Genomic DNA, 23042 nt, shown 5'->3' with positions numbered 1-23042 from the left:
CCGCGGCGGTCTCTGGCTTTTGCGGGGTCACAGCAGCCGTCCGGCGTCGAAGCACGTGCGGTCGCCGGTGTGGCAGGCGGCGCCGGTCTGGTCGACTCGGACCAGCAGGGTGTCGCCGTCACAGTCGAGTGCGACGGAAACCACACTCTGGGTGTGTCCGGAGGTGGCGCCCTTGACCCAGTACTCGCCGCGGCTGCGCGACCAGTAGGTGGCATCGCGGGTGGTGAGGGTGCGGTGCAGGGCCTCGTCGTCCATCCAGGCCAGCATGAGCACCTCCCCGGTGTCGTGCTGTTGTACGACAGCGGGGACGAGGCCGTCCGCGGTGCGCTTCAGACGTGCGGCGATGGCCGGGTCGAGGTTGGTGACGCTCATGCTCTCCAGGTTATGGCCGATGCACGGGCGATGCTCACCGGGTTCGGCTTGCGGAAGGTTAGAGTTCGTGCGTCCGTGACGTCGCCGTTTCAACGGTTCTGCCAGCTTGGGAGCTTTCGTGACCGCCGAGTACCTGGCCGCCGACCTGGCGGGGAAACCCGCCGCGTTGACCGAGCTCGCCCAGCGCTTCCCGCGCTGGGACCCCTACGCCGCGCTGCCCGCGCTGCTGGAGGACGAACCCGCGTCGGTGCGCTTCCTCGGTCTGGGGGCGGCCCGGTACGCCTGCGAGGTGGCGGCGGCGCGGCTGCGGCGCGGAGGCATCGCGGCCCACACCGATTTCTCCACCTCGACCGAGGAGCCGCCCGCCGGTCCGGAGACGCTCGTGGTGGCAGTGAGTCTGGGCGGGGGCCAGCGTGAGCTGCACGCGGTCCTGGACCGGTACGTGGGACGTTCCCCGGTGATCGTGCTAGCGCCCGACCAGGACACGGTGGTGGGCCGGTACGCGGACCTGCTGGTACCGCTGCGGGCCGGCGAGGAGGGCTCTGGCCTGGGCTGTCGCGCCTACCAGCACGCCCTGGCGCTGCTGTTGCTGCTCGGCCACAGGCTGGGCGCACCCTCCTCAGGGGGCAGCGCCAACTTCCCCGGTCTGGTGCAGCGTGTGGCCAACGCCTCGCGGGTCCTGCTGGAGAGCGCCCCGGGGTGGGTGCCCGAGGCGGCGAAGGTGCTGGACTCCCCCGACGGCGTGCACCTGGTGGCCCCGGCCGAACGGCTGGCCTCGGCCCAGCAGGGGGTTCAGGTGTTGCGCCGGGGGCCGATCCGGGTCGCGCATTCCGCCGAGACCGGCGAGTGGTCGCACACGGACCGCCACCTCGCCGCGGTGACGGACTACCGTGCGCTGCTGTTCGCCGGTTCCACCTACGATCAGCGCTTCGCCGAGCACCTGGGGCAGCTGCGCGGGGCGTTCGTGGCGGTGGGACCCACCCCCGGACGCGAACGCGTGCCGGGGGTGGCGCTGAGCGTGCGCTACCCGGGTGACAGCGACCCGGACGTCAGCCTGCTGACCGAACCGCTGGTGGCGGAGCTGCTAGCCGCCCACTGGTGGAAGGACTGTGTTTGATTTGCGCCTCCGCCCACCCGTCGCCCGCCACCACCCTCAACGGACGCCTACGGCGCAGTCCAGCTCCTGACTTTGGCGCGTGTTCGGGCGCCACAAGCAAGGCAGGAACTTTCGGCGCCCGAACCAGCCGTTGAGCGGTCAGGCCGAGGAGCGTACCCAGGAGGCGTACAGGTCGGCGTAGACACCCGGCTGGTCCACGAGTTCGCTGTGGGTGCCGCTCTGGGTGATCCGGCCGTCGTCGAAGACCAGGATGCGGTCGGCGGCCTCGGCGGTGGAGAGGCGGTGGGCGATCGCCACCGACGTGCGGCCGCGGGTCAGCCGGTCCAGGGCCCGCTGGATGCGGACCTCGGTGTGCGGGTCCACGGCCGAGGTGGCCTCGTCCAGGACCAGTAGGTCAGGGTCGGCGATGTAGGCGCGCACGAGCGCCACGAGCTGGCGCTCCCCCGCGGACAGGGACTCGCCACGCTGGCCGACCGGGGTGTCCAGGCCGTGGGCGAGACTGCCCAGCCAGTCGGACAGGCCCAGCTCGGTGATGGCGGCCTCGAGTTCGGCGTCGGTGCTTTCCGGGCGGGCGAAGCGGATGTTGTCACCCAGGGAGCTGTCGAAGAGGAACCCCTCCTGGGGGACCATGACGACCCGGCTGCGCAGGGAGGAGAAGGCGACCTCGCGCAGGTCCACCCCGTCCAGGCGGACGGTTCCGGCGGCGGGGTCCATCAGCCGAGTGAGGAGCTTGACGAAGGTGGTCTTGCCCGACCCGGTCTCACCGACGACCGCGACCCGGGTGCCCGGGGTGATCTCCACGTCCACGTCGTCCAGGACGACCGGGCCCTCCGGGTAGGAGTAGGTGACCCTGTCGAAGCCGACCCGGACCGGCCCGCGCGGCAGGACGCGCCCGGCCTCGCCGGGGTCGGCGATGTCGGGGACGGTGTCCAGGACCCCGAGCACGCGCCGCCAGCCCGCGATGGCGTTCTGGGCCTCGTTGAAGATCTCGGTGGCCATCATCATCGGCTGGATGAACAGGGTCATCAGGAACAGGAAGGCGATGAGCTGGCCCGCGGTGAGGTCGCCGCCGATGCCCAGCCACACGCCGACCAGGACCACGGCGACGTTGCCGACGGCCGCGACGATCTCGGCGAAGGGCGAGACAGCCATGGACAGGCGTTGGGCGTGCACCTGGGCCTTACGGGTGGCCAGGACGGTGGTGTCGATCCGTCCGGCGGTGCGCTCCTCGGTGCCGTGGGCGCGGATGACGGCGGCGCCCATGACAGTCTCGCCGATGGCGCCGAGCATGTCGCCGGTGCGCTCGCGGACCTTGAGGTAGGCCTTGGACAGAAGCTTCTGGAGCCAGCGCACGCCGAAGAGCAGCGGCAGGATGCAGACCCACACCACGATGGTGAGCTGCCAGGAGTAGACCGCCATGAGGGTAGTGGCGACCAGGAGCTGGCCGGTGCTGACCAGCAGGAGCAGGCCGCCCCACTGCATGAAGGTGCTGATCTGGTCGACGTCGCCGGTGACGCGTGAGACCAGGGCGCCCTTGCGTTCGCTGTTCTGGGTGAGCACGGACAGGTCGTGCACGTGCCGGAAGGCCTTGCGGCGCAGGGTCGCCAGACCGGACTCGGTGGCCCGGTACAGGCGCAGGTTCATCAGGTACGAGCACACCATGGTGACCACGAGCAGCCCGGCGCAGACCGACACCATGCGGGTGACGAAGACCAGGTCGGGGCCGCTGGTCCCGGAGAGTCCGTTGTCGATGATCTGCTGGACGGCGACCGGGACGATGACCTTGCCCCCGGTGGCGACCACGGCGAAGAGCAGGGTGATCCAGAGACCCTTGGCGAACTCCGGGGAGAGTTGGAGGCCGCGCTTGATGGTGCCGAGTGCGGAGTCCTCGTTGCGGTGCAGGGAGAGGATGGGGTCGCGTTCGGTGCGCCGACCGTCGGCCGCTTTTTCCGATCTGTCGTCGGGGCGGGCCTGGGTTGGTGCGCTCATCGGCTGCTCTCCTCGGTGCCGTCGGTTCCGTGTCCGGTTCTGGGTCCTCCGGTGGTGCGGCGGTGTGGTTCCGTGGGTCCGGGCTCCTCCGGGACGGGTTCACGCTCGGCCTCGTTCTCGGCCGAGGCGCGTTCGTAGGCGGTGACGAGCTTGTTGTAGCCGATGGAGGTTTCCAGGAGCTCGGTGTGAGTGCCGCGGGCCAGGACGCGCCCGCCCTCCATGTAGAGGACCTCGTCGGCGAGTTCGATGGTGGCGCGGCGGTAGGCAACCACGACCACGGTCGCGGCGTCGTCGCGTTCGCGCAGCCCGGCCAGGATCTGCGCCTCGATCTGCGGGTCCACGGCCGAGGTGGCGTCGTCCATGATCAGCAGCCGGGGGCGGCGGACGATGGCGCGGGCCAGGGCCAGGCGCTGGCGTTGGCCGCCGGACAGGGTGGTGCCCTTCTCGCCGAGCCGGGCGTCGAGTCCGCCGTCGAGTTCGGCGATGAACCCGTCGGCGCGGGCCAGGCGCAGGGCGGCCCAGACCTGGTCGTCGTCGATTCCGGCGGTGCCCAGGGTGATGTTGTCGCGGACGGAGTCCTCGAAGACGAAGGTGCCCTGGGGTACGAGCGCCGCGTGGTTGGGCACCTGGTCGCGGGCGAGGTCGCGCAGGTCCGCGCCGTCGTAGGAGACGGTGCCGGTGTCGGGGTCGACCAGACGCATCAGGACGGTGGTGAGGGTGGACTTGCCCGATCCGGTGGGGCCGACGAGTGCGACGGTGCGGCCCGGTTCGATATCGAGGTCGACGCCGTTGAGCACGGTGGTGCGGGCCTGGTCGGCGCCGGTGTCCATGAGGTCACGGCCGCCGCCCTCGGCGTCGTAGGCGTCGGCGTAGGTGAAGGTGACGCCGCGGGCGCTCAGGGCGATGCCGCGGGCGGAGCCGTCCAGGGTCCGCTTGCCGTACTCCATGGTGCCGTCCGCGCGCAGTACGGACTGGACGCGGTCCCAGCCGACGACGCTGCGGGGCAGGTCGCCCAGGAGCCAGCCGAAGGAGCGGAGGGGCAGGGCCAGGAGGGTGAAGAGGAAGGCGATCTGGACGAGTTCGCCGGGTTCGATGGCCCCGGTGGACAGGCGCCACATGCCCAGGAGGAGGACGGCCAGGACACCGAAGTTGGGCAGGGCCTCGGTGAAGGGGTCGAACATGGAGCGCATGCGGCCGACCTGGATGAGGGCGTCGCGCAGGCGGTGGGCGGACTCGGTGAAGCGCTCGGTCTCGGTGTCCTCGCGGCCGAGGGTCTTGACGACCAGGGCGCCGTCGAAGGACTCGTGGGCGACCCCGCTGACCTCGGCGCGCAGGGCCTGGGCGCGGGAGGCCATCGGGGAGACGCGGCGCTGGAAGATGACGTTGGCGGCGGCCAGGACCGGGAAGACGACGAAGGCGACCAGGGCCAGGACCGGGTCGGTGACGACCATGGCGACAGCGGCGATGAGCAGCATGAACACGCTGCCCACAACCATGGGCAGCGGGGCCAGGGGCTGCCAGGCGGCCTCGACGTCGGCGTTGGCGTTGGACAGGAGCTGGCCGGTGGGGTGGCGGTGGTGCCAGGACAGGGGGAGTTCGAGGTACTTGCGGGCGACGGCGCGGCGGTAGCGGGCCTGCATGCGGAACTGCATGAGTCCGGCGAGCAGGCGCCGGATGGCCAGGCCGACGGCCTTGCCGATGCCGACGGCCATGAGCAGCGCGGCCGCGGTGATCAGGGCGGCCGCGGTGGTCTCCCCGGCGGTGAAGGCCGGGAGGATGGTGTTGTCGGTGAGGTAGCCGAGGACGAACGCGGAGCCGACGTTGACGGCGGCGTGCAGCATGGCTCCGGTGACGGCTGCGAGGAAGATCCACGGTTCGGTGCGGGCGGCGACACCCAGGACGCGCATCCCGCGGGTGAAGACCCCCTTGTGCTGGGGGTCCGCGATCGGTCTGGAGGTTCCTTCGTCCGCCGGGCCGCCGGGTGAGGCCTCCTCCCGGCTCTCCCCGTTCGCCGTCGTGGTGCCCTGCGCCATACGCCCCCGCTTCCGTTCTCGACCGGCTCGCTCCGGCCTCAGCAAGCAACGCCCCGACCGGCCTCGGGCATGCCGAAGGCCACGGGGCGCGTGTCGGGCCAACCTATCCAGCGGCACCGACAGCTTCCACCGGATTGTTTCAGCACGGGACGCATCCGTCCTATTCCGTCCAACTGGAACTTCCCCGGGTTGGCTGGGTGTGCACACGTCGGGCCCGGAACACCGTGGTCGGTGTGCCGGGCCCGCAATGTGTGGGGGGACGGTGGGGCGGGCGGGGTGAGGAGCGGCGCTGTCCGTCCAGCTCCCCGGCGAACTCACGGCCCGGGTTCTCGATGCATCCGAGGTGGTTCGGGAAGTACTGGAGGGCGGCCTTTCGATGCCGCCCGTTCTTGCCACCAGCCGTTACCGAACCGGGTATCCGGCCTCGCTCAGGCTCTTCTTGACGTCGGCGATGGTGAACTCACCGAAGTGGAAGACGGTCGCGGCCAGTACCGCGTCCGCCCCCGCCTCCACCGCCGGGACGAAGTGCTCCACCGCGCCCGCGCCGCCCGAGGCGATCAGCGGGACGTCCACCCGGGCACGCACCGCCCGGATCAGCTCCAGGTCGAACCCGGCCTTGGTGCCGTCGGCGTCCATGGAGTTGAGCAGGATCTCACCGGCGCCCAGCTCGGCGGCGCGCTCGCACCACTCCAGGGCATCGATACCGGTGCTCCGGCGTCCGCCGTGGGTGGTGACCTCGAAACCACTCGGGGTGGGCTCACCGCCCTCACGCACCCGGCGCACGTCCGCGGAGAGCACCAGGACCTGGCGGCCGAAGCGTTCGGCGATCTCCGCGATCAGCTCGGGGCGGGCAATCGCGGCGGTGTTCACCCCGACCTTGTCGGCGCCCGCGCGCAGCAGCCGGTCCACGTCCTCGGGGGCGCGGACCCCTCCCCCGACGGTCAGCGGGATGAACACCTGGTCCGCAGTGCGGCGCACCACGTCGTAGGTGGTCTCCCGGTCACCGCTGGAGGCGGTCACGTCCAGGAAGGTGAGTTCGTCGGCGCCGCCGCCGTCGTAGGTGCCCGCGAGCTCGACGGGGTCACCGGCGTCTCGCAGGTTCTCGAAGTTGACGCCCTTGACGACCCGCCCGGCGTCCACGTCCAGGCAGGGGATGACTCGGATGGCCAGGCTCACCGGTCCGCACCCCGCACCGTGGCCAGGGCGTCCTCCAGGGTGAAGGCGCCTTCGTACAGGGCGGTGCCCATGATGGCGCCCTCCACACCCAGCGGGACCAGGGTGGCGATGGCCTCCAGGTCGGCGAGGCTGGACACGCCGCCGCTGGCGACCACCGGCTTGTCGGTGCGCTCGCACACGGTGCGCAGCAGGTCCAGGTTGGGGCCCTTGAGGGTGCCGTCCTTGTTGACGTCGGTGACGACGTAGCGGGCGCAGCCCTCGGCCTCCAGGCGCTCCAGGGTCTGGAACAGGTCACCGCCGTCCCGGGTCCAGCCGCGGGCGGCCAGGGTGGTGCCGCGCACGTCCAGGCCGATGGCGATCTTGTCGCCGTGCTCGGCGATGATCTTGGCGCACCACTCCGGGTTCTCCAGGGCAGCGGTGCCGATGTTGACGCGGGTGCAGCCGGTGGCCAGGGCGGCGGCCAGCGACTCGTCGTCGCGGATGCCGCCGGACATCTCGACCTTGACGTCGAGGCGGCCGACGATGCCGCTCAGCAGGTCACGGTTGTGGCCACGGCCGAAGGCGGCGTCCAGGTCCACCAGGTGGATCCACTCGGCCCCGGCGTTCTGCCAGGCGGTGGCGGCTTCGAAGGGGTCGCCGTACTGCCCGCCAGAGCCCGCCTTGCCCTGGACGAGCTGGACGGCCTGCCCGCCCGCCACGTCCACGGCGGGAAGCAGTTCGAGTGCGGGGGTCGACGGGGTGTGCTCGCCGGTCATGGATGCCTTCTCGTGCTCGGTTGGTACGGGTTCTGGTGTGGGAACGCGGGGACGCACGTCCCGCGAGGGGCTCTAGAGGGTGTCGACCCAGTTGGCCAGGACGCGGGCCCCGGTGTCCCCGGACTTCTCCGGGTGGAACTGGGTGGCGCTGAGCGGACCGTTCTCCACCGCGGCCACGAACGGCTCACCGTGCTCGGCCCAGGTCACCTGGGGCGGGCGGACGCGGTCGCTGTGGCTGACGAACTCCCAGCGGCGGACCGCGTAGGAGTGCACGAAGTAGAAGCGGTCCTGCGGGCCGATGCCCTCGAACAGGCGTGAGCCCTCGGGCGGGGTGACGGTGTTCCAGCCCATGTGGGGGACGACGGGCGCCTGGAGGTGTTCGACGGCGCCCGGCCACTCGCCGCAGCCTTCGGTGACTCGGTCCTCGGCCCGGACGTCGGCCTGCTCGACACCGTGGTCGAAGAGGACCTGCATCCCCACGCAGATCCCCAGGACCGGACGGCCTCCGGCGATACGGCGGCCGATGATCCGGTCGCCGCCCGCGGCCTTGAGGCTGGACATGCAGGCGCTGAAGGCGCCCACGCCGGGGACCACGAGCCCGTCGGCGTCGAGCGCGGCGTGCGGGTCCGAGGTGACGGTGACATCGGCGCCGGTGCGCTCCATGGCGCGCTGGGCCGAGCGGAGGTTGCCCGACCCGTAGTCAAAGACGACCACACGTGACATTCGAGTGCGTGCCCTTCGGTTGGTGAGGAAAGCGGGCTTTGCGGAGCGGGGCTGTGACGGTGTGAGGGCCACCGGCCTAGAAGTAGCCGAGCCGCAGCACGCCGGAGACCGCGGCGAGGGCGACGCAGCCGCCCAGGGCGATCGCGAGCACCCGGCTCTTGTCCCACATCGCGTAGACGCCGCCCGCGAGAAAACCGGCCAGGACCAGGAAAAACAGACCCCAGAGGTCGGTGTCCATCTACAGGACGCCCTTGGTGGAGGGCACCCAGGTGACGCGCGGGTCGCTCTCGGTGGCGAAGCGCAGGGCACGGGCGAACGCCTTGAACTGGGCCTCCACGATGTGGTGGGCGTTGCGGCCGTAGGGCACGTGGATGTGCAGGGCCACGCGCGCCTGGGCCACGAAGGACTCGAAGATGTGCCGGGTCATGGTGGTGTCGTAGTCGCGGCCGATGATCGGGGCCATGCCCTCGGGCTCGCTGTGCACCAGGTAGGGGCGGCCAGAGACATCGACGGTCACCTCGGCCAGAGCCTCGTCCAGGGGCACCTTGGCGTCGGCGAAGCGGCGGATACCCGCCCGGTCGCCGAGCGCCTCACGGAAGGCGGCGCCCAGGGCCAGGGCGGTGTCCTCCATGGTGTGGTGCGAGTCGATGTGCAGGTCGCCCTCGGTGCGCACGGTGAGGTCGAACAGGCCGTGCTTGGCGAGCTGGTCGAGCATGTGGTCGAAGAAGCCGACACCGGTGGAGACGTCGGCGACGCCGGTGCCGTCCAGGTCGACCTCGACCAGGACCTTGGTTTCCTTGGTTGCGCGTTCGATGCGCCCGGTGCGGCTCATGGTGCCAGTCCTTCTCGGTGGTGCGGTGGTGAGGTTCTGTGGTGGGTTGCCTGCGGGCTACCGGTGGGCTACCGACCAGGGTGGGTCAGCGGCCGGTTGCCTTCAGCAAGGCCGTACGGAAGGCGGCCATCTCCTCGGCGGTGCCGACGGTGACGCGCAGCCAGCCGGGCGGGCCGGTCTCGCGGATAAGGACCTGCTGGTCGAGCAGGTCCTGCCAGACGCGGGTGCGGTCCTCGAACTCACCGAACAGGACGAAGTTGGCGTCGGAGTCGGCGACGGAGAAGCCCTGGGCGCGCAGCCACTCGACGAGAGTGTCGCGTTCGGTGCGCAGGTCGTCGACGGCCCCGAGGAGTTCGTCGGCGTGGTCCAGGGCGGTGACGGCGACCACCTGGGTGACGGCGGACAGGTGGTAGGGCAGACGGACCAACTGGAGGGCCTCGACCACGGCCGGGTGCGCGGCGAGGTAGCCCACGCGGGCCCCGGCCAGGGCAAAGGCCTTGGACATGGTGCGCGAAACGATCAGCCGCGGGTGGTCCGGAAGCAGTGACAGAGCGCTGGGTTTGCCTGCGCGGCGGAACTCGGCGTAGGCCTCGTCCACGACCACCACGCCGGGGGCGGCCTGGGCGATGCGCTCGATGTCGGCGATCTCCAGGGCGGTGCCGGTGGGGTTGTTAGGCGAGGTCAGGAAGATGACGCTGGGCCGGTGCTCGGCGATGGCGGCCAGGGCGGCGTCCACGTCGATGCGGAAGTCGGCGTCGCGCGGCACGGCCACCCAGCCCGTCCCGGTGCCCCGGGAGATGATCGGGTGCATGGAGTAGGACGGCTCGAAGCCCATCGCGGTGCGGCCCGGGCCACCGAAGGCCTGGAGTAGCTGCTGGAGGATCTCGTTGGAGCCGTTGGCTGCCCAGACGTTGGCGGCGGTCAGGCCGTGGCCGAGGTAGGCGGCCAGACCCTCGCGCAGGTGTACCGCGTCCCGGTCGGGGTAGCGGTTCAGCCCCAGGGCGGTGTCGGCGACCGCCTCGGCCAGCGCCTTGGCCAGGCGCGGGGAGGGAGCGTGCGGGTTCTCGTTGGTGTTGAGGACCACCGGCACGTCCAGCTGCGGAGCGCCGTAGGGCGAGCGTCCGCGCAGGTCGTCGCGGAGCGGCAGGTCGTTCAGGGTGAAGCTCACTGGTTTCACACTCGTGGTCAGTCGTGGGAGGGGCGGGTGGGTCCGGTGTGACCGGCGGTGGTCACACCGTCCCCGGGCCCGCCCGCTCCCGTCGTCGTGGTCGCGTTCGGTCCTGGACTGGTTTCTAGTCCCGGTCGGAGCGATGGCCCGTGCGGGCGGCGACGGCCTCGCCGTGCGCGGGCAGGTCCTCGGCCTCGGCCAGGGTGATGACGTGATGGGCGACGTCGGCCAGCGCGTCACGGTCGTACTCGACGATGTGCACCCCGCGCAGGAAGGTCTGCACGCTCAGGCCACCGGTGTGGCAGGCGCAGCCGCCGGTGGGCAGCACGTGGTTGGACCCGGCGGCGTAGTCGCCAAGGGAGACCGGGGAGTGGTCGCCGACGAAGATCGCTCCGGCGTTGCGCACGCGCGCGGCCCAGGCCGGGGCGTCCGCCGTCATGATCTCCAGGTGTTCGGCCGCGTAGGCGTCGACGACGGCCAGGCCCTGTTCGAGGTCGTCGACCAGGACGATGCCGGACTGCGGGCCGGACAGCGCCTCGCGGACGCGTTCGCTGTGCTTGGTGGCGGCCACGCGCGCGGCGAGGCGTTCGGTGACCGCCTCGGCCAGCGCCTCGTCCGGGGTGACCAGGACGGAGGCGGCGACAACGTCGTGCTCGGCCTGGCTGATGAGGTCGGCGGCGACGTAGTCGGGGTTGGCGGTGGCGTCGGCCAGGACCGCGATCTCGGTGGGTCCGGCCTCGGCGTCGATGCCGATGACGCCCTTAAGCAGGCGTTTGGCGGCGGCCACCCAGATGTTGCCGGGGCCGGTGACCATGTCCGCGCGCTCGCAGTCGGCCGTGCCGTAGGCGAACATCGCCACGGCCTGGGCTCCGCCAACCGCGTACACCTCGTCGACGCCGAGCAGGGCGCAGGCGGCGAGGATGGTCGGGTGGGGCAGGCCGCCGAAGTCCTTCTGAGGCGGTGAGGTGACCGCGAGGGAGGACACACCCGCTTCCTGGGCGGGGACGACGTTCATGATCACGCTGGAGGGGTAGACGGCGCGGCCGCCCGGCACGTAGAGGCCGACGCGGTTGACCGGGATCCACTTCTCGGTGACGGTTCCGCCGGGTACGACCTGGGTGGTGTGGGTCTGGCGGCGCTGCTCGTGGTGGACCTTGCGGGCGCGGCGGATGGACTCCTCCAGCGCGGCGCGCACGGCAGGGTCGAGTTCGGCGAGCGCGGAGTCGATGGCGTTCTTCGGAACGCGGATGTCGGTGAGCCGCACGCCGTCGAAGCGCTCAGTGAGTTCGACCAAAGCCTCGGTTCCGCGATGGCGCACGTCATCGCAGATGGGTCGGACGCGTTCAGTGGCGTCCGCCACATCGATTTCGGCGCGCGGAAGGGCGTCGCGCGGGTCGCCTGAGGAGCCTCGGAGGTCGATTCGACTGATCACGGCCCCAGTCTAGGGGGCGTGGCCCAATCCATGGGTGGCGGTGTCCGGATGATGGACACCACACCCGCTCGGGACCCGCGCGACCGGCGCGAACCCCGCTTCGGTGGACATGCGCGAACACTCCCCCGCAAATGCGCGAAATTAGCTTCACCTAAGTTTGGGACACCTAACCTAATCCAGCCAAAGAAAGGCTTGCCTAACAAATTCAGATGCCTTTTCTCGGGATTCGCATAACGCTTTTGAATACGTTATTGTAGTGACATGACTTCGAACAAGACCAGCGATAGCAGCCTTTCCAAGTTCCACCGCCTCCTGGTTGACCAGGTGCGGCACGAGTTCACGGCCTCGCACCAGTACGTGGCGATCGCGGCCTGGTTCGACGACCAGGACCTGCCGCAGCTGGCCCGAGTCTTCTACGAGCAGTCGCTCGAGGAGCGCGACCACGCGATGATGATCGTGCGCTACCTGCTCGACATGGACGTGACGTTCGCTCTTCCGGGCGTGGACGAGATCGAGACCGATTTCGCCGTCGCCCGCGACCTGGTCGCCCTGGCCCTGCGCCAGGAGCGACAGGTAAGCGATCAGTTCCTGCGTCTGGCCAAGGTCGCCCGTGACGAGGACGACTACACCGGTGAGCAGTTCCTCCAGTGGTTCATCCAGGAGCAGGTGGAGGAGGTCGCCAAGATGTCGACCCTGCTCAACGTCGTGGACCGCTCCAACGGCAACCTGTTCGACGTGGAGACCTTCGTGGCCCGCGACATGCCCAGCGAGGACAACGGCAGCCAGGGCGCGCCCGGCACCGCTGGCCCCCCGGTGTCCTGACGCCTTCGGTAGTCCTGACGCCGCCTAACGCGTCCTGACACCCCGACGGTCTCCCAGCCGACCGTCCGAACGCTTCATCCGCCGCGCCCGGGAGCTCCGACGAGCGAGCTCCCGGGCGCGGCGGGCATACTGGAACCATGCCAGAGGCACTGCCGATCTTCCCGCTCAACACCGTGTTGTTCCCCGGCATGACGATCCCTCTCCACGTCTTCGAGCAGAGGTACCGTCGGCTGGTCTCGGAACTGCTCGGGCCGACCCTGGCCGGAGGCGAGGCGGGCAGCCGGGAACGCGGCCCCGCCCGGTTCGGCGTCGTGTGGATCGAACTGGGCCACGAGGTGGCCAGTGAGTCCGGGCAGGGCGCGGGCGGTGCGGACACCGGGGTGCCCAACACCGCGGGTTCGAGCTCCCACCCCTCACTGCCCCTGGTCAGCGCCGTCGGCTGCACAGCTGTCGTGCGTGACGTGCGCACCTACGAGGACGGCCGCTACGACCTGGTGATCGAGGGCGGGACCCGGTTCACCATCACCGACCTGGACGATGTCGACCGCTCCTCCCCCGACGACTACTCCACCGCCTCGGTGGCCCTGTTGCCGGAGCCAATGGGCCCCGACGCCAAGGAACACGCCGAGCGGGTGCGCGATCTTTACGAGGTGTACCAGCAGCGGCTGGCCTCGATCGGGATGGCATCCGAGGTCTCGGCCGACCTGCCCCGCGACCCGATCGCCCTGTCGTACTCGGTGTCGGTCTCGGTCGTACTGGACTCGGCGGAGAAGCAACGGCTGCTGGAGGCCGAGAACGCCGCGACCCGGCTTGCGGTGGCCGCGCGCTTCCTGCGCCGGGAGAACCGCATCGTGGCCGCCCCTGACCTGCCCAACCTGCCGGCAGGGCCCTTCCTCAACAACGGGGTGTCCTTCAACTAGGGCGCTCGTGCGGACGGCGGGGCACGGCTCCGCGGGCGAGGGTTCAGGAGCAGGGCGTGTCGCCTCACCTGGGGGCCTCCGCCCCGGCAGGAGGAGTAGCCTGCCCGGAGGATCGACAGACCCCGAAGCGGAAAGCCCAGGAATCCATGAGTGGAAAAGCCACGCCGGCGACCGTGGCCGCCGGCCGGACCAAGACCACCTACACCCTGCACCCCTACGAGCTGGACAGCGGTGACGGCCACTCCTACGGGACCGACGCCGCCGACGCCATCGGGGTCGCCCACGAGCAGGTGTTCAAGACCCTGGTGGCCGAGGTGGACGGCGTGTTCACCGTCGGGGTGGTCCCGGTCAGCACCTCACTCGACCTCAAGGCGCTGGCGGCGGCGGTCGGCGGCAAGCGCGCGGTCATGGCCGACCCGGCGCGGGCCGAGAAGATCACCGGTTACGTGCGCGGCGGCATCAGTCCGCTGGGGCAGCGCAAGCGACTGCGGACAGTGATCGACTCCTCGGTCTCGGGGCTGCGTTCGGTCTACGTCTCCGCCGGGCGCCGGGGCCTGCAGATGGAGCTGACCCCCAAGGACCTGATCGCGCTGACCGAGGCGGTCACCGCCCCCATCGGCGTGAACTGAGCCGGGGGCCGGCCCGCCGGGTCCAGCGAAAGATCCGGTCGCCCCCTCCCCCGATCCGGAGTCCTCTGGGCCACAGGTGACGGTGGACCTCCACACATTCGCCCACGGAGTGTTGCCGACCCCCCTACCCAGGGGTAGTTTTGTGACATGGGCAACACTTCATCCCCCTATCGGTCCGTCCCCGACATGTTCGCTTCCCGCGTCGCCGAATCCGGCGAGCGGGAGGCGTTCACCTACCCGATCCCTTCCTCTACCGGTGGCAGCGAGAAGTGGGAGACCCTCACCTGGAACCAGACCCGTGACCGCGTCCGCGACCTGGCGCTGGGCCTGCACTCCCTGGGCGTGACCTCCCAGGCTCGCTGCGCCATCGCCTCCAGTACCCGCATCGAGTGGGTGCTGGCTGACCTCGCGATCCTGTGCGCGGGCGGTGCCTCCACCACGATCTACCCCACCTCCACCCCGCCGGACTGCGCCTACATCGTCTCTGACTCCGGCAGCATGGTGGCCTTCGCCGAGAACGACGAGCAGGTCGCCAAGCTGATCGACCAGCGCGGCGCCATGCCGGGGCTCTCCAAGGTCATCACCTTCGAGGGCGCGGCCGGAGGCGATGACGACTGGGTCATCGGCTTGGAGGGCCTGGCCGCCCTCGGCGCCGAGGTGCACGCCGAGAAGCCGGAGCTGTTCGACGAGCTGGTCGCCTCGGTCAAGTCCGAGCACCTGGCCACGCTCATCTACACCTCCGGCACCACCGGCCGTCCCAAGGGCGTGCGCCTGGACCATGCCAACTGGCTCTACGAGGCCGAGGCGCTCAAGGTCATGGGCGACGAGATGCGCGCCCAGGGCTGGGAGATGCTGGACGCGGACGACGTGCAGTACCTGTGGCTGCCGCTGGCGCACAGTTTCGGCAAGGTCATGCAGGTCGCCCAGTTGCGGTTGGGCTTCCTGACCGCCATCGACGGCCGCGTCGACAAGATCGTGGACAACCTGGCCGTCGTGCGGCCGACCTTCATGGCCGCGGCCCCGCGCATCTTTGAGAAGGTGTTCAACAAGGTCGTCATGCAGGCCAAGGAGGGCGGCGGGGCCAAGTACAAGATCTTCAAGTGGGCCGTGGGCGTGGGTGACAAGGTCGCCCGGCTCAAGGAGGACGGTAAGGAGCCCAGCGGTGCTCTGGGCGTCCAGCACAAGCTCGCCGACAAGCTGGTGTTCAGCAAGCTGCGCGCCCGCTTCGGCGACCGCCTGAAGTTCTTCGTCTCCGGCAGCGCTCCGCTGGCCCCAGAGATCGGCCGGTTCTTCTACGGCGCCGGGATCACCATCCTGGAGGGCTACGGCCTGACCGAGACCTCCGCGGGCGCCTTTCTCAACCGGCCCGGCGACGTGCGCTTCGGCAGCGTCGGGCTTCCCCTTCCGGGCACCGAGGTCCGGATCGCCGAGGACGGCGAGGTCCTGCTGCGCGGCGGCAGCATCATGCGCGGCTACCACAACCTGTCCGGCGCCACCGAGGCCGTGCTCACCGAGGACGGCTGGTTCGCCACCGGCGACATCGGTGTCCTGGAGAACGGCCGGCTGCGGATCACCGACCGCAAGAAGGAGCTGATCAAGACCGCCAGCGGCAAGTACGTGGCGCCGCAGAGCATCGAGAGTCGGTTCAAGTCCCTGTGCCCCTACGTCGGCAACCTGGTGGTGCACGGAGACCGCCGGCCGTACTGCGTGGCGCTGGTGACCCTGGACCCCGAGGCGATCGAGGTGTGGGCCGAGGCCAACGGGCTGGGCGCGCTCAACTACGTGGGGCTGACCAAGGAACCGAAGGTCCGGGCGATGGTCCAGGAGGCGATCGACGAGCTCAACAAGGACCTGCCCCGGCACGAGACCGTCAAGGACTTCACCATCCTGCCGAGTGAGCTGACGGTGGAGCAGGGCGAGATCACGCCGAGCCTGAAGATGCGCCGCAGGGCCGTCGAGGAGCGGTACCGCGAGCAGCTCGACGAAATGTACAAGGGCTCCATCCAGTCCTTGTGAGGGGCGGGATCAGCTCCGCGGCCCCTCCGGCCCGGAGCGGTCTCCCTCCGCTGCCATCGGCGGCCCCTGCCCTTCCGGGGCGGGGGTCGCCGTTGTGTTGCGGGGAGCGGATCCGTGCGGGGCGGAGGCACCGTTCACCGGCGTGCCGGGGGCCTGCGCCTGGGGGTTCGGGACTTCGGAGTTCGGGGCCTGGGTGCCCGGGGTCCACTCGGCGCCCGCGTGGAGGTCGGCCCGGACCGGTTCAGGGACACCGGGCTGGTCACCGCGCAGCAGGCTGAAGGCGTCCAGCAACCCGTACTGGAGGATGTGCACGAAGGGCCAGGCGACCAGGAAAGCGGTGGCCTGGAGCTGCAGGGCCCCGATGACCGTGTCACCGGTCTCCGCCGCCAGGACCAGCTCCCGGGCCGGACCGTCCAGGGCGACACCGATCCGCCACACCAGCAAGGACGCCGCGACCGAACCCAGCGCGCCCGCGACCAGACCGACCAAGCGTAGGTCCTGGAAGCGCCGCCGGGCCAGCGAAAACTGGAGCATGTAGGTGGCGTAACCGGTGACCAGTCCGGCCAGCGCGGTGATCAGCACGAAGTAGCCCTCACCGGCGAAGACGGTCTCCGAGGCCCCGGTGAAGACCCCGCCGTCCGGCAGGACCACCACCTCCGGGCGCGGCGCGAGCCACCACCACAACGGGCCCAGCAGGGCTCCCAGCAGGGCCACACCCCCGAAGAAGGCCGCGCCCACGGCAAGGCCGCGCCCCAGCCCCGACGCACCCGTGCCGCTCTGTTCCGCCATCAGCCGCTCCTCCTTCTTCACCGTCCGGACCTGCCGAGAACCAGTGGATACCGGACATGGCCCGAAGGAGAATACCGCCATGAGCGAGAAGAGCACTTCCCTGACCGTGTCCGAGCGTGTCGATCCTCCCACGGCCGCCGACGAGCGCACGATGCTTCTGGCGTGGCTGGACTGGCACCGGGCCACGGTGCACCGGAAATGCGCCGGACTGGCCGCCGAACTGTCCTCGTCCGCGCCGCTGCCGTCGTCACCGATGTCCACCATCGGCGGGATCGTGTCCCATCTGCGCTGGGTGGAGGCTTTCTGGTTCGAGGTCGTGATGCTCAACCAACCCGACGTCGCGCCCTATTCGGTCGAGGACCCCGACGCGGAGTTCAGGATCGGGGCGCAGCGCCCCCTGGACGAGCTCCTCGCCGAGTACGCCGCCCAGTGCGAACGCTCCCGGGAGATCACCTCCCACCTGGAGCTGGGCAACTCCTCCCGCCGGGTCCTGACCGAGCGCGGGCGGGTGACGCTGCGCTGGGTGCTCATGCACATGGTCGAGGAGACCGCGCGGCACAACGGGCACCTGGACGTCCTCCGGGAGCTGGCGGACGGCGCCACCGGCGAGTAGTTCGGTCAGACACAGGACTGGCCAAGCACGGGCTCACCGGAGCACGAGGGCCCGGGACGGGGTGCGTACCGGATGCTGCTGGTTCATTCCGGAGTGGGTTCTGGTCGCGGCCTGGGGCTGGGGCCTGTGTTTCTGGTTGCGGTTCGGGTTGGGGTTCCCCCGTTTCCCGCCGCTTGATGGTTGCCGTCTGCGCTGCGCGCGTCAAGGTCGTCGCCGTCGTGGCTTCGCCGGATCGGGGCGCTCCACCTTGACCCGCTTCGCTGCGACGGCGGTTGGCGGCTATCGGGAAACGGGGCAGGAGTGGTCCGGGGTGGCCAACGGGCCCCCAAAGGGGGCCAACGGCAACGGCAACTGCGCGGCCTTCGGCCGGTGTCCTCCCCACTCCGGAGCGGATCGGGTCGCGTGTCGCGGCCGGTCACTCGCCCGGACGGAAAAGCGGCAGCGAAGGCCCCGGTCTCCCCAGCCCTGCGCGCATCGGGTCGCGTGTCGCGGCCGGTCATGCGTGCCATCGGACACCCGGTGGCGAGGGTGGGGTTCAGCTCTGTGGTGTTGGCCCTGGGAAAGCCAAGGTGTCCGTAACCTGCGTCTGGGGCTGTCCGCTGCTTCCGAAACCCCCTCATCCCCGGTGATCTTGCTACCAGAAGCAAGTTCGGCGCTGAACTTGCTTCTGGTAGCAAGATCATCTTTGAAAAGAGGGCCGAAACCGGGCCCGGGGGCCTGGCGGGCCGCTGGTGGTGTTCGCCGGCACGCATGACCGGCCGCGACACGCGACCCGATGCGCGCGGGCCTGGGGAGACTGCCGCCTTTGCTGCTGCTTTTCGTCGAGGTGCATGACCGGCCGCGACACGTTCTTCGTTGTCAGCCGTCCTCGGCGCCGCTGGTCCTCGCCGTCAGCGCTCGTCGTCAGTCCTCGTCATCGGGGTCATCGGAGGCGCTGTCCTCGGTGCCCTCGTCGGCGAGGATCAGGTAGAGCCCCCGCTTGGTCTCGGCCAGCAGGCGCTTGGCCCGCTCCAGCTGCTCAGGGGTCCCGGCCTGGGCGACCTGGGACGCGGCGGCCGAGAGCTGGTAGGCCAGGGTGCTGATCTCCTCGTAGCGGGACCTGGCGTCGGCGTAGGCGTCCGCGCCCGCCTCCCACGGCGGGGTGAGGTCGGCGCCGTTCTCCTCAAGGTAGGCGATGCCCTCGTCGGTGAGCTGGTAGGGGCGGCGGCGCCCCTCCCCCTCGATCTGGGCAACCAGGCCCTCGTCCTCCAGCTGCTGGAGCATGGGGTAGACGGAGCCGGGGCTGGGGCGCCAGGCCCCGCCGCTGCGCTCGCGGCCCTCGCGGATGATCTCGTAGCCGCTACGCGCTTCCTCGGCCAGCAGCATGAGGATCCCGGTGCGCACGTCACCGCGCCGGGCTCGGGTGCCGCGGCGGCCTCCGCCTCGTCCGTGCCCGCCTCCGAAGAGGCCACCAGGGCCGAAGGGTCCGCCGGGGCCCATCGGCCCGCCGGGGCCGAACGGTCCGCCCGGCCCGAAGGGTCCGTCGCCGCCCTGCCACGGAGGCGGCGGGGGCGGTGATCCGGGAGGTCCCGGCGGGGGTGGCGGGGGGCCGAAGCCGTCCCGCCTCGGGCCGCGGTGTTCGCCGTGTTCACCGCATTCGTCGTGCCCGTGTCGCGGGCCGTGGTGCGCGTGCGGGGTTTCGGTGGGCCGCCAAGTCCAGGGCAGTTGGGGGAGCCCTGTGCGCTGTCCGCCCCAGGACCAGGGGCCGGGAAGTGCCATCGCGGTCATGTCGTTCTCCTTGATGTCGATCGTCGCCGAGCAAACTCGACCGTTCACGACTGTCATTCCGTGAAACGATAGCTCAAAGATATATCTTTAACTCAACCTCGACAAGAGCGAAGACGGAAAAATCCCCGTGTGCGGTGTCGCACACGGGGATTCTCGCTGTTCAGATAGGTGAGACCCGGGTTCAGTAGTCGACCGAGTACGCCCCCAGCAGGCTCTTCATCTCACCGTTGAACTCCGGCGAGATCCGCACCGAGTAGTCCACCGCGTAGATCCGGGAGCGCACCGGGTTGTCCACCCGGATCCGCACCGGGGTGTCACCCTTGTGCGAGCTCAGCACCTGGCGCAGGTCATCGACGAGCTCGGGGTTCAGACGCTCCTCCGCCACCGAGAGCAGCACAGGCGGTTCGCCCTCGGTGATGTGCGAGATGTCCAGGATCGACATCTCCGACGTGAACATCGAGTACGTGCCGTCCCGGTCGTTGAGCCGGCCCTTGACCGTGACCGCGGTGTCCTCCAGCAGGGCGTCCACGTACAGCGGATAGGTCTTGGGAAAGAACAGCACCTCCATGGAGGCGTCCAGGTCCTCCACCGTGGCGATGGCCCACTGGTTTCCCGCCTTGTTGGTGCGCTTGTCGACCTTGGAGATCAGCCCGGCGATGCGCACCTCCCCGCGCTCGCGGGCCAGGTCACCGGCGACGATCTGCGCGATCGAGGTGTCCCTGGAACGGGCCAGCACCCGCTCGGCGCCGGCCAGCGGGTGACTGGACACGTACAGGCCCAGCATCTCCCGTTCGAAGGCCAGCTTGGTCTTGCGGTCCCACTCCTCGTCACCCCACTGGATGTTCAGCCCGATGGGGGTGGAGTCGCTGTCGTCGTCCCCGCCGCCGAACAGGTCGAACTGGCCGTGGGCCTCCTGTTTCTTCGAGCTGATCATGCCCTCGACCGCGGTCTCGTGGTGGCGGTAGAGCTCCCGCCGGGGCTGGCCCAGCGAGTCGAACCCGCCCGCCTTGATCAGCGACTCGATCACCCGCTTGTTGCAGGCGGCCAGCTCGATCTTGGAGAGGAAATCGGTGAAGGAGGTGTAGTTGCCCTTCTCCGTGCGGGTCTTGACGATCGAGTTCACCACGTTGGCGCCGACGTTGCGCACCGCGCCCATACCGAAGCGGATGTCCTTGCCGACCGGGGTGAAGCGCAGACCGGACTCGTTGACGTCGGGCGGCAGCACCTTGATTCCCTGGGTCCGGCACTCGGCCAGGTAGACCGCCATCTTGTCCTTGTCGTCACTGACCGAGGTCAGCAGCGCGGCCATGTAGGCGGCCGGGTAGTTGGCCTTGAGGTAGGCGGTCCAGTAGGAGACCAGCGCGTAGCCCGCGGCGTGCGACTTGTTGAACGCGTAGCCCGCGAACGGGAGCATGACGTCCCACAGGGCCTGGATGGCCTCCTGGGAGAAACCGCGCTTCTTCGCACCGGGGAAGAACTTGGCCTCCTCCTCTTCCAGGGCCTCCTTCTTCTTCTTGCCCATCGCGCGCCGCATCAGGTCGGCGCCGCCCAGCGTGTAACCGGCCAGCTGCTGGGCGATGGCCATGATCTGCTCCTGGTAGACGAGCAGGTGGAAGGTCTCACCGAGGATCGGCTCAAGGGCGTCCTTGAGATCCGGGTGGATCGGGGTCACTTCCTGGCGGCCGTTCGAGCGGTCGGCGTAGTCGTTGTGCGCGTTGGCCGCCATCGGACCGGGGCGGTACAGCGACAGAACGGCCGCGATGTCACCGAACTTCTTCGGCTCCATCCGCTTGAGCAGGTTGCGCATCGCGCCGCCGTCCAGCTGGAACACGCCCAGGGTGTCGCCCCGGGAGAGCAGCTGGTAGGTCTTCTTGTCATCCAGGGGGAGCTTCGCGAGATCGATGTCGGTCCCCTCGGCCTCCTTGATGCTCTTGACCGCGTCATCCATGATCGTCAGGTTGCGCAGGCCCAGGAAGTCCATCTTGAGCAGACCCATCTCCTCGCACTGAGGATAGGGAAAGCCAGTGATGATCGCGCCGTCGGAGTCACGCTTGTGCAGCGGGATGACGTCGAGCAGGGGTTCCTTGGACAGGATGACGCCCGCGGCGTGCACACCGGTGCCGCGGGTCAGGCCCTCGATACCGCGCGCGGTCTCCATGACCTTGTTGACCTGGGGGTCGTTGTCGACCAGGTTGCGCAGCTCGGTGGTCTCGCCGTAGCGCTCGTTCTCGGTGTTGAACACCGCGTCGAGCGGGATCTCCTTACCGCCGACCGCCGCCGGGAAGGCCTTGGTGATCTGGTCGCCGACCGAGTACGGCATGCCCAGAATTCGCGCCGAGTCCTTCACCGCAGCCTTGGCCTTGATGGTGCCGAAGGTGAGGATCTGCGCCACCCGCTCCTCGCCGTACAGGCGGGTGACGTACTCGATCATCTCGCCGCGCCTACGCTCGTCGAAGTCGAGGTCGACATCGGGCATGGACACACGTTCGGGGTTGAGGAACCGCTCGAACAGCAGACCGTGCTCCAGCGGGTCCAGGTCGGTGATGCCCAGGACGTAGGCGATCATCGACCCCGCCGCCGAACCACGGCCCGGGCCCAGCGCGATACCCGCCTTGCGCGCGTACTGGCAGATGTCGGCGGTCACAAGGAAGTAGGCGGGGAAGCCCATCTCGTTGATGATGCCGAGCTCGAACTCCACCCGTCGGCGGACCTCGTCACTCGTCCCGTCCGGGTACCGCGTCGGCAGTAGCCGCTCGACCTCTTTGGCCAGCCAGGAGGCCTGCGTCTCCCCCTCCGGAATGGGGAACTCCGGCATCAGGTCCCGGTGCGCGAAGACCTCGTTGTAGGCATCGGGCGCGATCCGCTCCGCGATGAGCAGGGTGTTCTTACAGCCCTGCTCCCACTCCTCGAAGTTGAGCAACCCGCGCATCTCGTCCGCGGTCTTGAGGTAGTAGCCCGAACCGTTGAACCGGAACCGGGTGGGGTCGTCCAGGTTCTTACCGACACCCACGGCCAACAGAGCATCGTGCGCCGCGGCCTGCGACTCGTACACGTAGTGCGAGTCGTTGGTGACCAGCGGCGGAATGCTCAGCTCCCGGCCGACCTTGAGCAGTCCGTCACGGACCTCCTTCTCGATCGGCACACCGTGGTCCATCAGCTCCAGGAAGACGTTCTCCTTGCCGAAGATGTCCTGGAGCCCCGCGGCGTACTCGATCGCCTCCTTCTCCTGGCCCAGGCGCAGACGCGTCTGCACGCCGCCGGAGGGGCAACCGGTGGAGACGATGACGCCCTCGTTGTACTGCTGCATGAGCTCCAGGTCCATCCGGGGCTTCATGTAGTAGCCCTCGGACGAAGCCAGAGAAGACATCCGGAAGAGGTTCCGCAGTCCCTGCGCGTTCTGGGCGAGCATCGTCATGTGCAGGTAGCGACCGCCACCGGAGATGTCCTTGCCGCCCTCGGCCGAGGCGTCGTCCGACGTGTTCGAACGCCCCCAGAAAACCCGCTTCTTGTGGAAGCGCGACTCCGGCGCGACATACGCCTCGATCCCGATGATGGGCTTCACACCCGAGCCCCTGGACTGCTGGAAGAACTCGTAGGCCCCGAACATGTTGCCGTGGTCAGTCATGGCCACGGCCGGCATCTCCAGCCGCGCCGCCTCCTTGAACAAGGGCTTCAACTTCGCCGCCCCGTCGAGCATCGAGTACTCGGTGTGGACGTGCAGATGAGCGAAGGAGTCGGCCATGACGCAGGTGCCCCCAGGCGGGTAGACGGAAGGGTGGTGACTCCTGAGCCTACGACTTCCCCATGACTTTCGGAGCCGCCTGTGGACAACCAACCCGACCCGAACGGCGCAACGAACCACACCCGAACGACACAGCCCGCCCCGATC

The 23042-nt window shown here is 69.6% G+C and carries 19 protein-coding genes; 6 read left to right on the top strand and 13 right to left on the bottom strand.

Going from position 1 to position 23042, the window contains the following annotated elements:
- Positions 1-27: 27 nt before the first annotated feature.
- On the bottom strand, positions 28-372 hold the full coding sequence (hisI, locus tag D457_RS0106470; RefSeq protein WP_017579832.1) for a phosphoribosyl-AMP cyclohydrolase: 345 nt from the start codon (positions 370-372) through the stop codon (positions 28-30).
- Between the two features lie 118 nt (positions 373-490).
- On the opposite strand from hisI, the gene D457_RS0106465 reads away from it, so the two are divergent.
- Positions 491-1489, top strand: a complete 999-nt coding sequence (locus tag D457_RS0106465) for a hypothetical protein (RefSeq protein WP_017579831.1) — start codon at positions 491-493, stop codon at positions 1487-1489.
- Between the two features lie 138 nt (positions 1490-1627).
- Here D457_RS0106465 and D457_RS0106460 read toward each other — a convergent pair whose 3' ends face one another.
- From D457_RS0106460 to hisD, 9 genes are all read right to left on the bottom strand, one after another.
- On the bottom strand, positions 1628-3478 hold the full coding sequence (locus tag D457_RS0106460; RefSeq protein ID WP_017579830.1) for an ABC transporter ATP-binding protein: 1851 nt from the start codon (positions 3476-3478) through the stop codon (positions 1628-1630).
- Positions 3475-5511, bottom strand: a complete 2037-nt coding sequence (locus tag D457_RS0106455) for an ABC transporter ATP-binding protein (protein WP_017579829.1) — start codon at positions 5509-5511, stop codon at positions 3475-3477. The genes D457_RS0106460 and D457_RS0106455 overlap by 4 nt, the downstream gene beginning before the upstream one ends.
- 402 nt (positions 5512-5913) lie before the next feature.
- Complete coding sequence (gene hisF, locus D457_RS0106450; RefSeq protein ID WP_017579828.1) at positions 5914-6687, bottom strand: imidazole glycerol phosphate synthase subunit HisF; 774 nt, start codon at positions 6685-6687, stop codon at positions 5914-5916.
- Entirely contained in the window at positions 6684-7442 is a 759-nt protein-coding gene (priA, locus tag D457_RS0106445; protein WP_017579827.1) for a bifunctional 1-(5-phosphoribosyl)-5-((5-phosphoribosylamino)methylideneamino)imidazole-4-carboxamide isomerase/phosphoribosylanthranilate isomerase PriA, read from the bottom strand. The genes hisF and priA overlap by 4 nt, the downstream gene beginning before the upstream one ends.
- Before the next feature lie 72 nt (positions 7443-7514).
- On the bottom strand, positions 7515-8165 hold the full coding sequence (hisH, locus tag D457_RS0106440; RefSeq protein ID WP_017579826.1) for an imidazole glycerol phosphate synthase subunit HisH: 651 nt from the start codon (positions 8163-8165) through the stop codon (positions 7515-7517).
- A 76-nt stretch (positions 8166-8241) separates the two neighbouring features.
- Positions 8242-8403 carry a hypothetical protein gene (locus tag D457_RS36375; protein WP_017579825.1) on the bottom strand — a complete coding sequence of 54 codons (162 nt, stop codon included), beginning with the start codon at positions 8401-8403 and terminating at the stop codon, positions 8242-8244.
- On the bottom strand, positions 8404-8997 hold the full coding sequence (gene hisB / locus D457_RS0106430) for an imidazoleglycerol-phosphate dehydratase HisB (protein WP_017579824.1): 594 nt from the start codon (positions 8995-8997) through the stop codon (positions 8404-8406).
- A gap of 85 nt (positions 8998-9082) precedes the next feature.
- Positions 9083-10165 carry a histidinol-phosphate transaminase gene (locus tag D457_RS0106425; protein ID WP_017579823.1) on the bottom strand — a complete coding sequence of 361 codons (1083 nt, stop codon included), beginning with the start codon at positions 10163-10165 and terminating at the stop codon, positions 9083-9085.
- Positions 10166-10289: 124 nt separating this feature from the next.
- Entirely contained in the window at positions 10290-11597 is a 1308-nt protein-coding gene (hisD, locus tag D457_RS0106420; RefSeq protein ID WP_152514151.1) for a histidinol dehydrogenase, read from the bottom strand.
- Positions 11598-11858: 261 nt separating this feature from the next.
- On the opposite strand from hisD, the gene D457_RS0106415 reads away from it, so the two are divergent.
- The 4 genes from D457_RS0106415 (at position 11859) to D457_RS0106400 (ending at position 15984) form a co-directional block, all read left to right on the top strand.
- Positions 11859-12419: a ferritin gene (locus D457_RS0106415; RefSeq protein ID WP_017579821.1), complete on the top strand. Its 561-nt coding sequence runs from the start codon at positions 11859-11861 to the stop codon at positions 12417-12419.
- A gap of 137 nt (positions 12420-12556) precedes the next feature.
- Positions 12557-13339, top strand: coding sequence for an LON peptidase substrate-binding domain-containing protein (locus D457_RS0106410; protein ID WP_017579820.1), 783 nt, complete (start codon positions 12557-12559; stop codon positions 13337-13339).
- A 146-nt stretch (positions 13340-13485) separates the two neighbouring features.
- Positions 13486-13968 carry a Cys-tRNA(Pro) deacylase gene (ybaK, locus tag D457_RS0106405; RefSeq protein ID WP_193374450.1) on the top strand — a complete coding sequence of 161 codons (483 nt, stop codon included), beginning with the start codon at positions 13486-13488 and terminating at the stop codon, positions 13966-13968.
- Positions 13969-14115: 147 nt separating this feature from the next.
- Complete coding sequence (locus D457_RS0106400) at positions 14116-15984, top strand: AMP-dependent synthetase/ligase (RefSeq protein ID WP_017579818.1); 1869 nt, start codon at positions 14116-14118, stop codon at positions 15982-15984.
- Positions 15985-15993: 9 nt separating this feature from the next.
- On the opposite strand, the gene D457_RS0106395 is transcribed toward D457_RS0106400, so the two are convergent.
- On the bottom strand, positions 15994-16773 hold the full coding sequence (locus D457_RS0106395; RefSeq protein ID WP_017579817.1) for a hypothetical protein: 780 nt from the start codon (positions 16771-16773) through the stop codon (positions 15994-15996).
- Between the two features lie 79 nt (positions 16774-16852).
- On the opposite strand from D457_RS0106395, the gene D457_RS0106390 reads away from it, so the two are divergent.
- Positions 16853-17386, top strand: coding sequence for a DinB family protein (locus tag D457_RS0106390; RefSeq protein WP_017579816.1), 534 nt, complete (start codon positions 16853-16855; stop codon positions 17384-17386).
- Positions 17387-18289: 903 nt separating this feature from the next.
- Here D457_RS0106390 and D457_RS0106385 read toward each other — a convergent pair.
- Positions 18290-19153, bottom strand: coding sequence for a PadR family transcriptional regulator (locus D457_RS0106385; RefSeq protein WP_026116394.1), 864 nt, complete (start codon positions 19151-19153; stop codon positions 18290-18292).
- 181 nt (positions 19154-19334) lie between these two features.
- On the bottom strand, positions 19335-22895 hold the full coding sequence (gene dnaE / locus D457_RS0106380; protein ID WP_017579814.1) for a DNA polymerase III subunit alpha: 3561 nt from the start codon (positions 22893-22895) through the stop codon (positions 19335-19337).
- Positions 22896-23042 lie beyond the last annotated feature (147 nt).

The organism is Nocardiopsis valliformis DSM 45023 (assembly GCF_000340985.1).
In the GTDB taxonomy this organism is placed as follows: Bacteria; Actinomycetota; Actinomycetes; order Streptosporangiales; family Streptosporangiaceae; genus Nocardiopsis; species Nocardiopsis exhalans.
Note: the sequence above shows the minus strand (reverse complement) of the source record. Positions and strands in the feature narration are given on the sequence as shown.

What these genes read in the sequence shown, in the direction of transcription:
- hisI (WP_017579832.1), bottom strand. Translation starts at nt 372, where the DNA reads ATGAGCGTCACCAACCTCGACCCGGCCATCGCCGCACGTCTGAAGCGC.
- D457_RS0106455 (WP_017579829.1), bottom strand. Translation starts at nt 5,511, where the DNA reads ATGGCGCAGGGCACCACGACGGCGAACGGGGAGAGCCGGGAGGAGGCC.
- D457_RS0106400 (WP_017579818.1), top strand. Translation starts at nt 14,116, where the DNA reads ATGGGCAACACTTCATCCCCCTATCGGTCCGTCCCCGACATGTTCGCT.
- hisB (WP_017579824.1), bottom strand. Translation starts at nt 8,997, where the DNA reads ATGAGCCGCACCGGGCGCATCGAACGCGCAACCAAGGAAACCAAGGTC.
- hisH (WP_017579826.1), bottom strand. Translation starts at nt 8,165, where the DNA reads ATGTCACGTGTGGTCGTCTTTGACTACGGGTCGGGCAACCTCCGCTCG.
- D457_RS0106415 (WP_017579821.1), top strand. Translation starts at nt 11,859, where the DNA reads ATGACTTCGAACAAGACCAGCGATAGCAGCCTTTCCAAGTTCCACCGC.
- D457_RS0106385 (WP_026116394.1), bottom strand. Translation starts at nt 19,153, where the DNA reads ATGACCGCGATGGCACTTCCCGGCCCCTGGTCCTGGGGCGGACAGCGC.
- D457_RS0106390 (WP_017579816.1), top strand. Translation starts at nt 16,853, where the DNA reads ATGAGCGAGAAGAGCACTTCCCTGACCGTGTCCGAGCGTGTCGATCCT.
- priA (WP_017579827.1), bottom strand. Translation starts at nt 7,442, where the DNA reads ATGACCGGCGAGCACACCCCGTCGACCCCCGCACTCGAACTGCTTCCC.
- D457_RS0106460 (WP_017579830.1), bottom strand. Translation starts at nt 3,478, where the DNA reads ATGAGCGCACCAACCCAGGCCCGCCCCGACGACAGATCGGAAAAAGCG.
- ybaK (WP_193374450.1), top strand. Translation starts at nt 13,486, where the DNA reads ATGAGTGGAAAAGCCACGCCGGCGACCGTGGCCGCCGGCCGGACCAAG.
- D457_RS0106395 (WP_017579817.1), bottom strand. Translation starts at nt 16,773, where the DNA reads ATGGCGGAACAGAGCGGCACGGGTGCGTCGGGGCTGGGGCGCGGCCTT.
- D457_RS0106410 (WP_017579820.1), top strand. Translation starts at nt 12,557, where the DNA reads ATGCCAGAGGCACTGCCGATCTTCCCGCTCAACACCGTGTTGTTCCCC.
- dnaE (WP_017579814.1), bottom strand. Translation starts at nt 22,895, where the DNA reads ATGGCCGACTCCTTCGCTCATCTGCACGTCCACACCGAGTACTCGATG.
- D457_RS36375 (WP_017579825.1), bottom strand. Translation starts at nt 8,403, where the DNA reads ATGGACACCGACCTCTGGGGTCTGTTTTTCCTGGTCCTGGCCGGTTTT.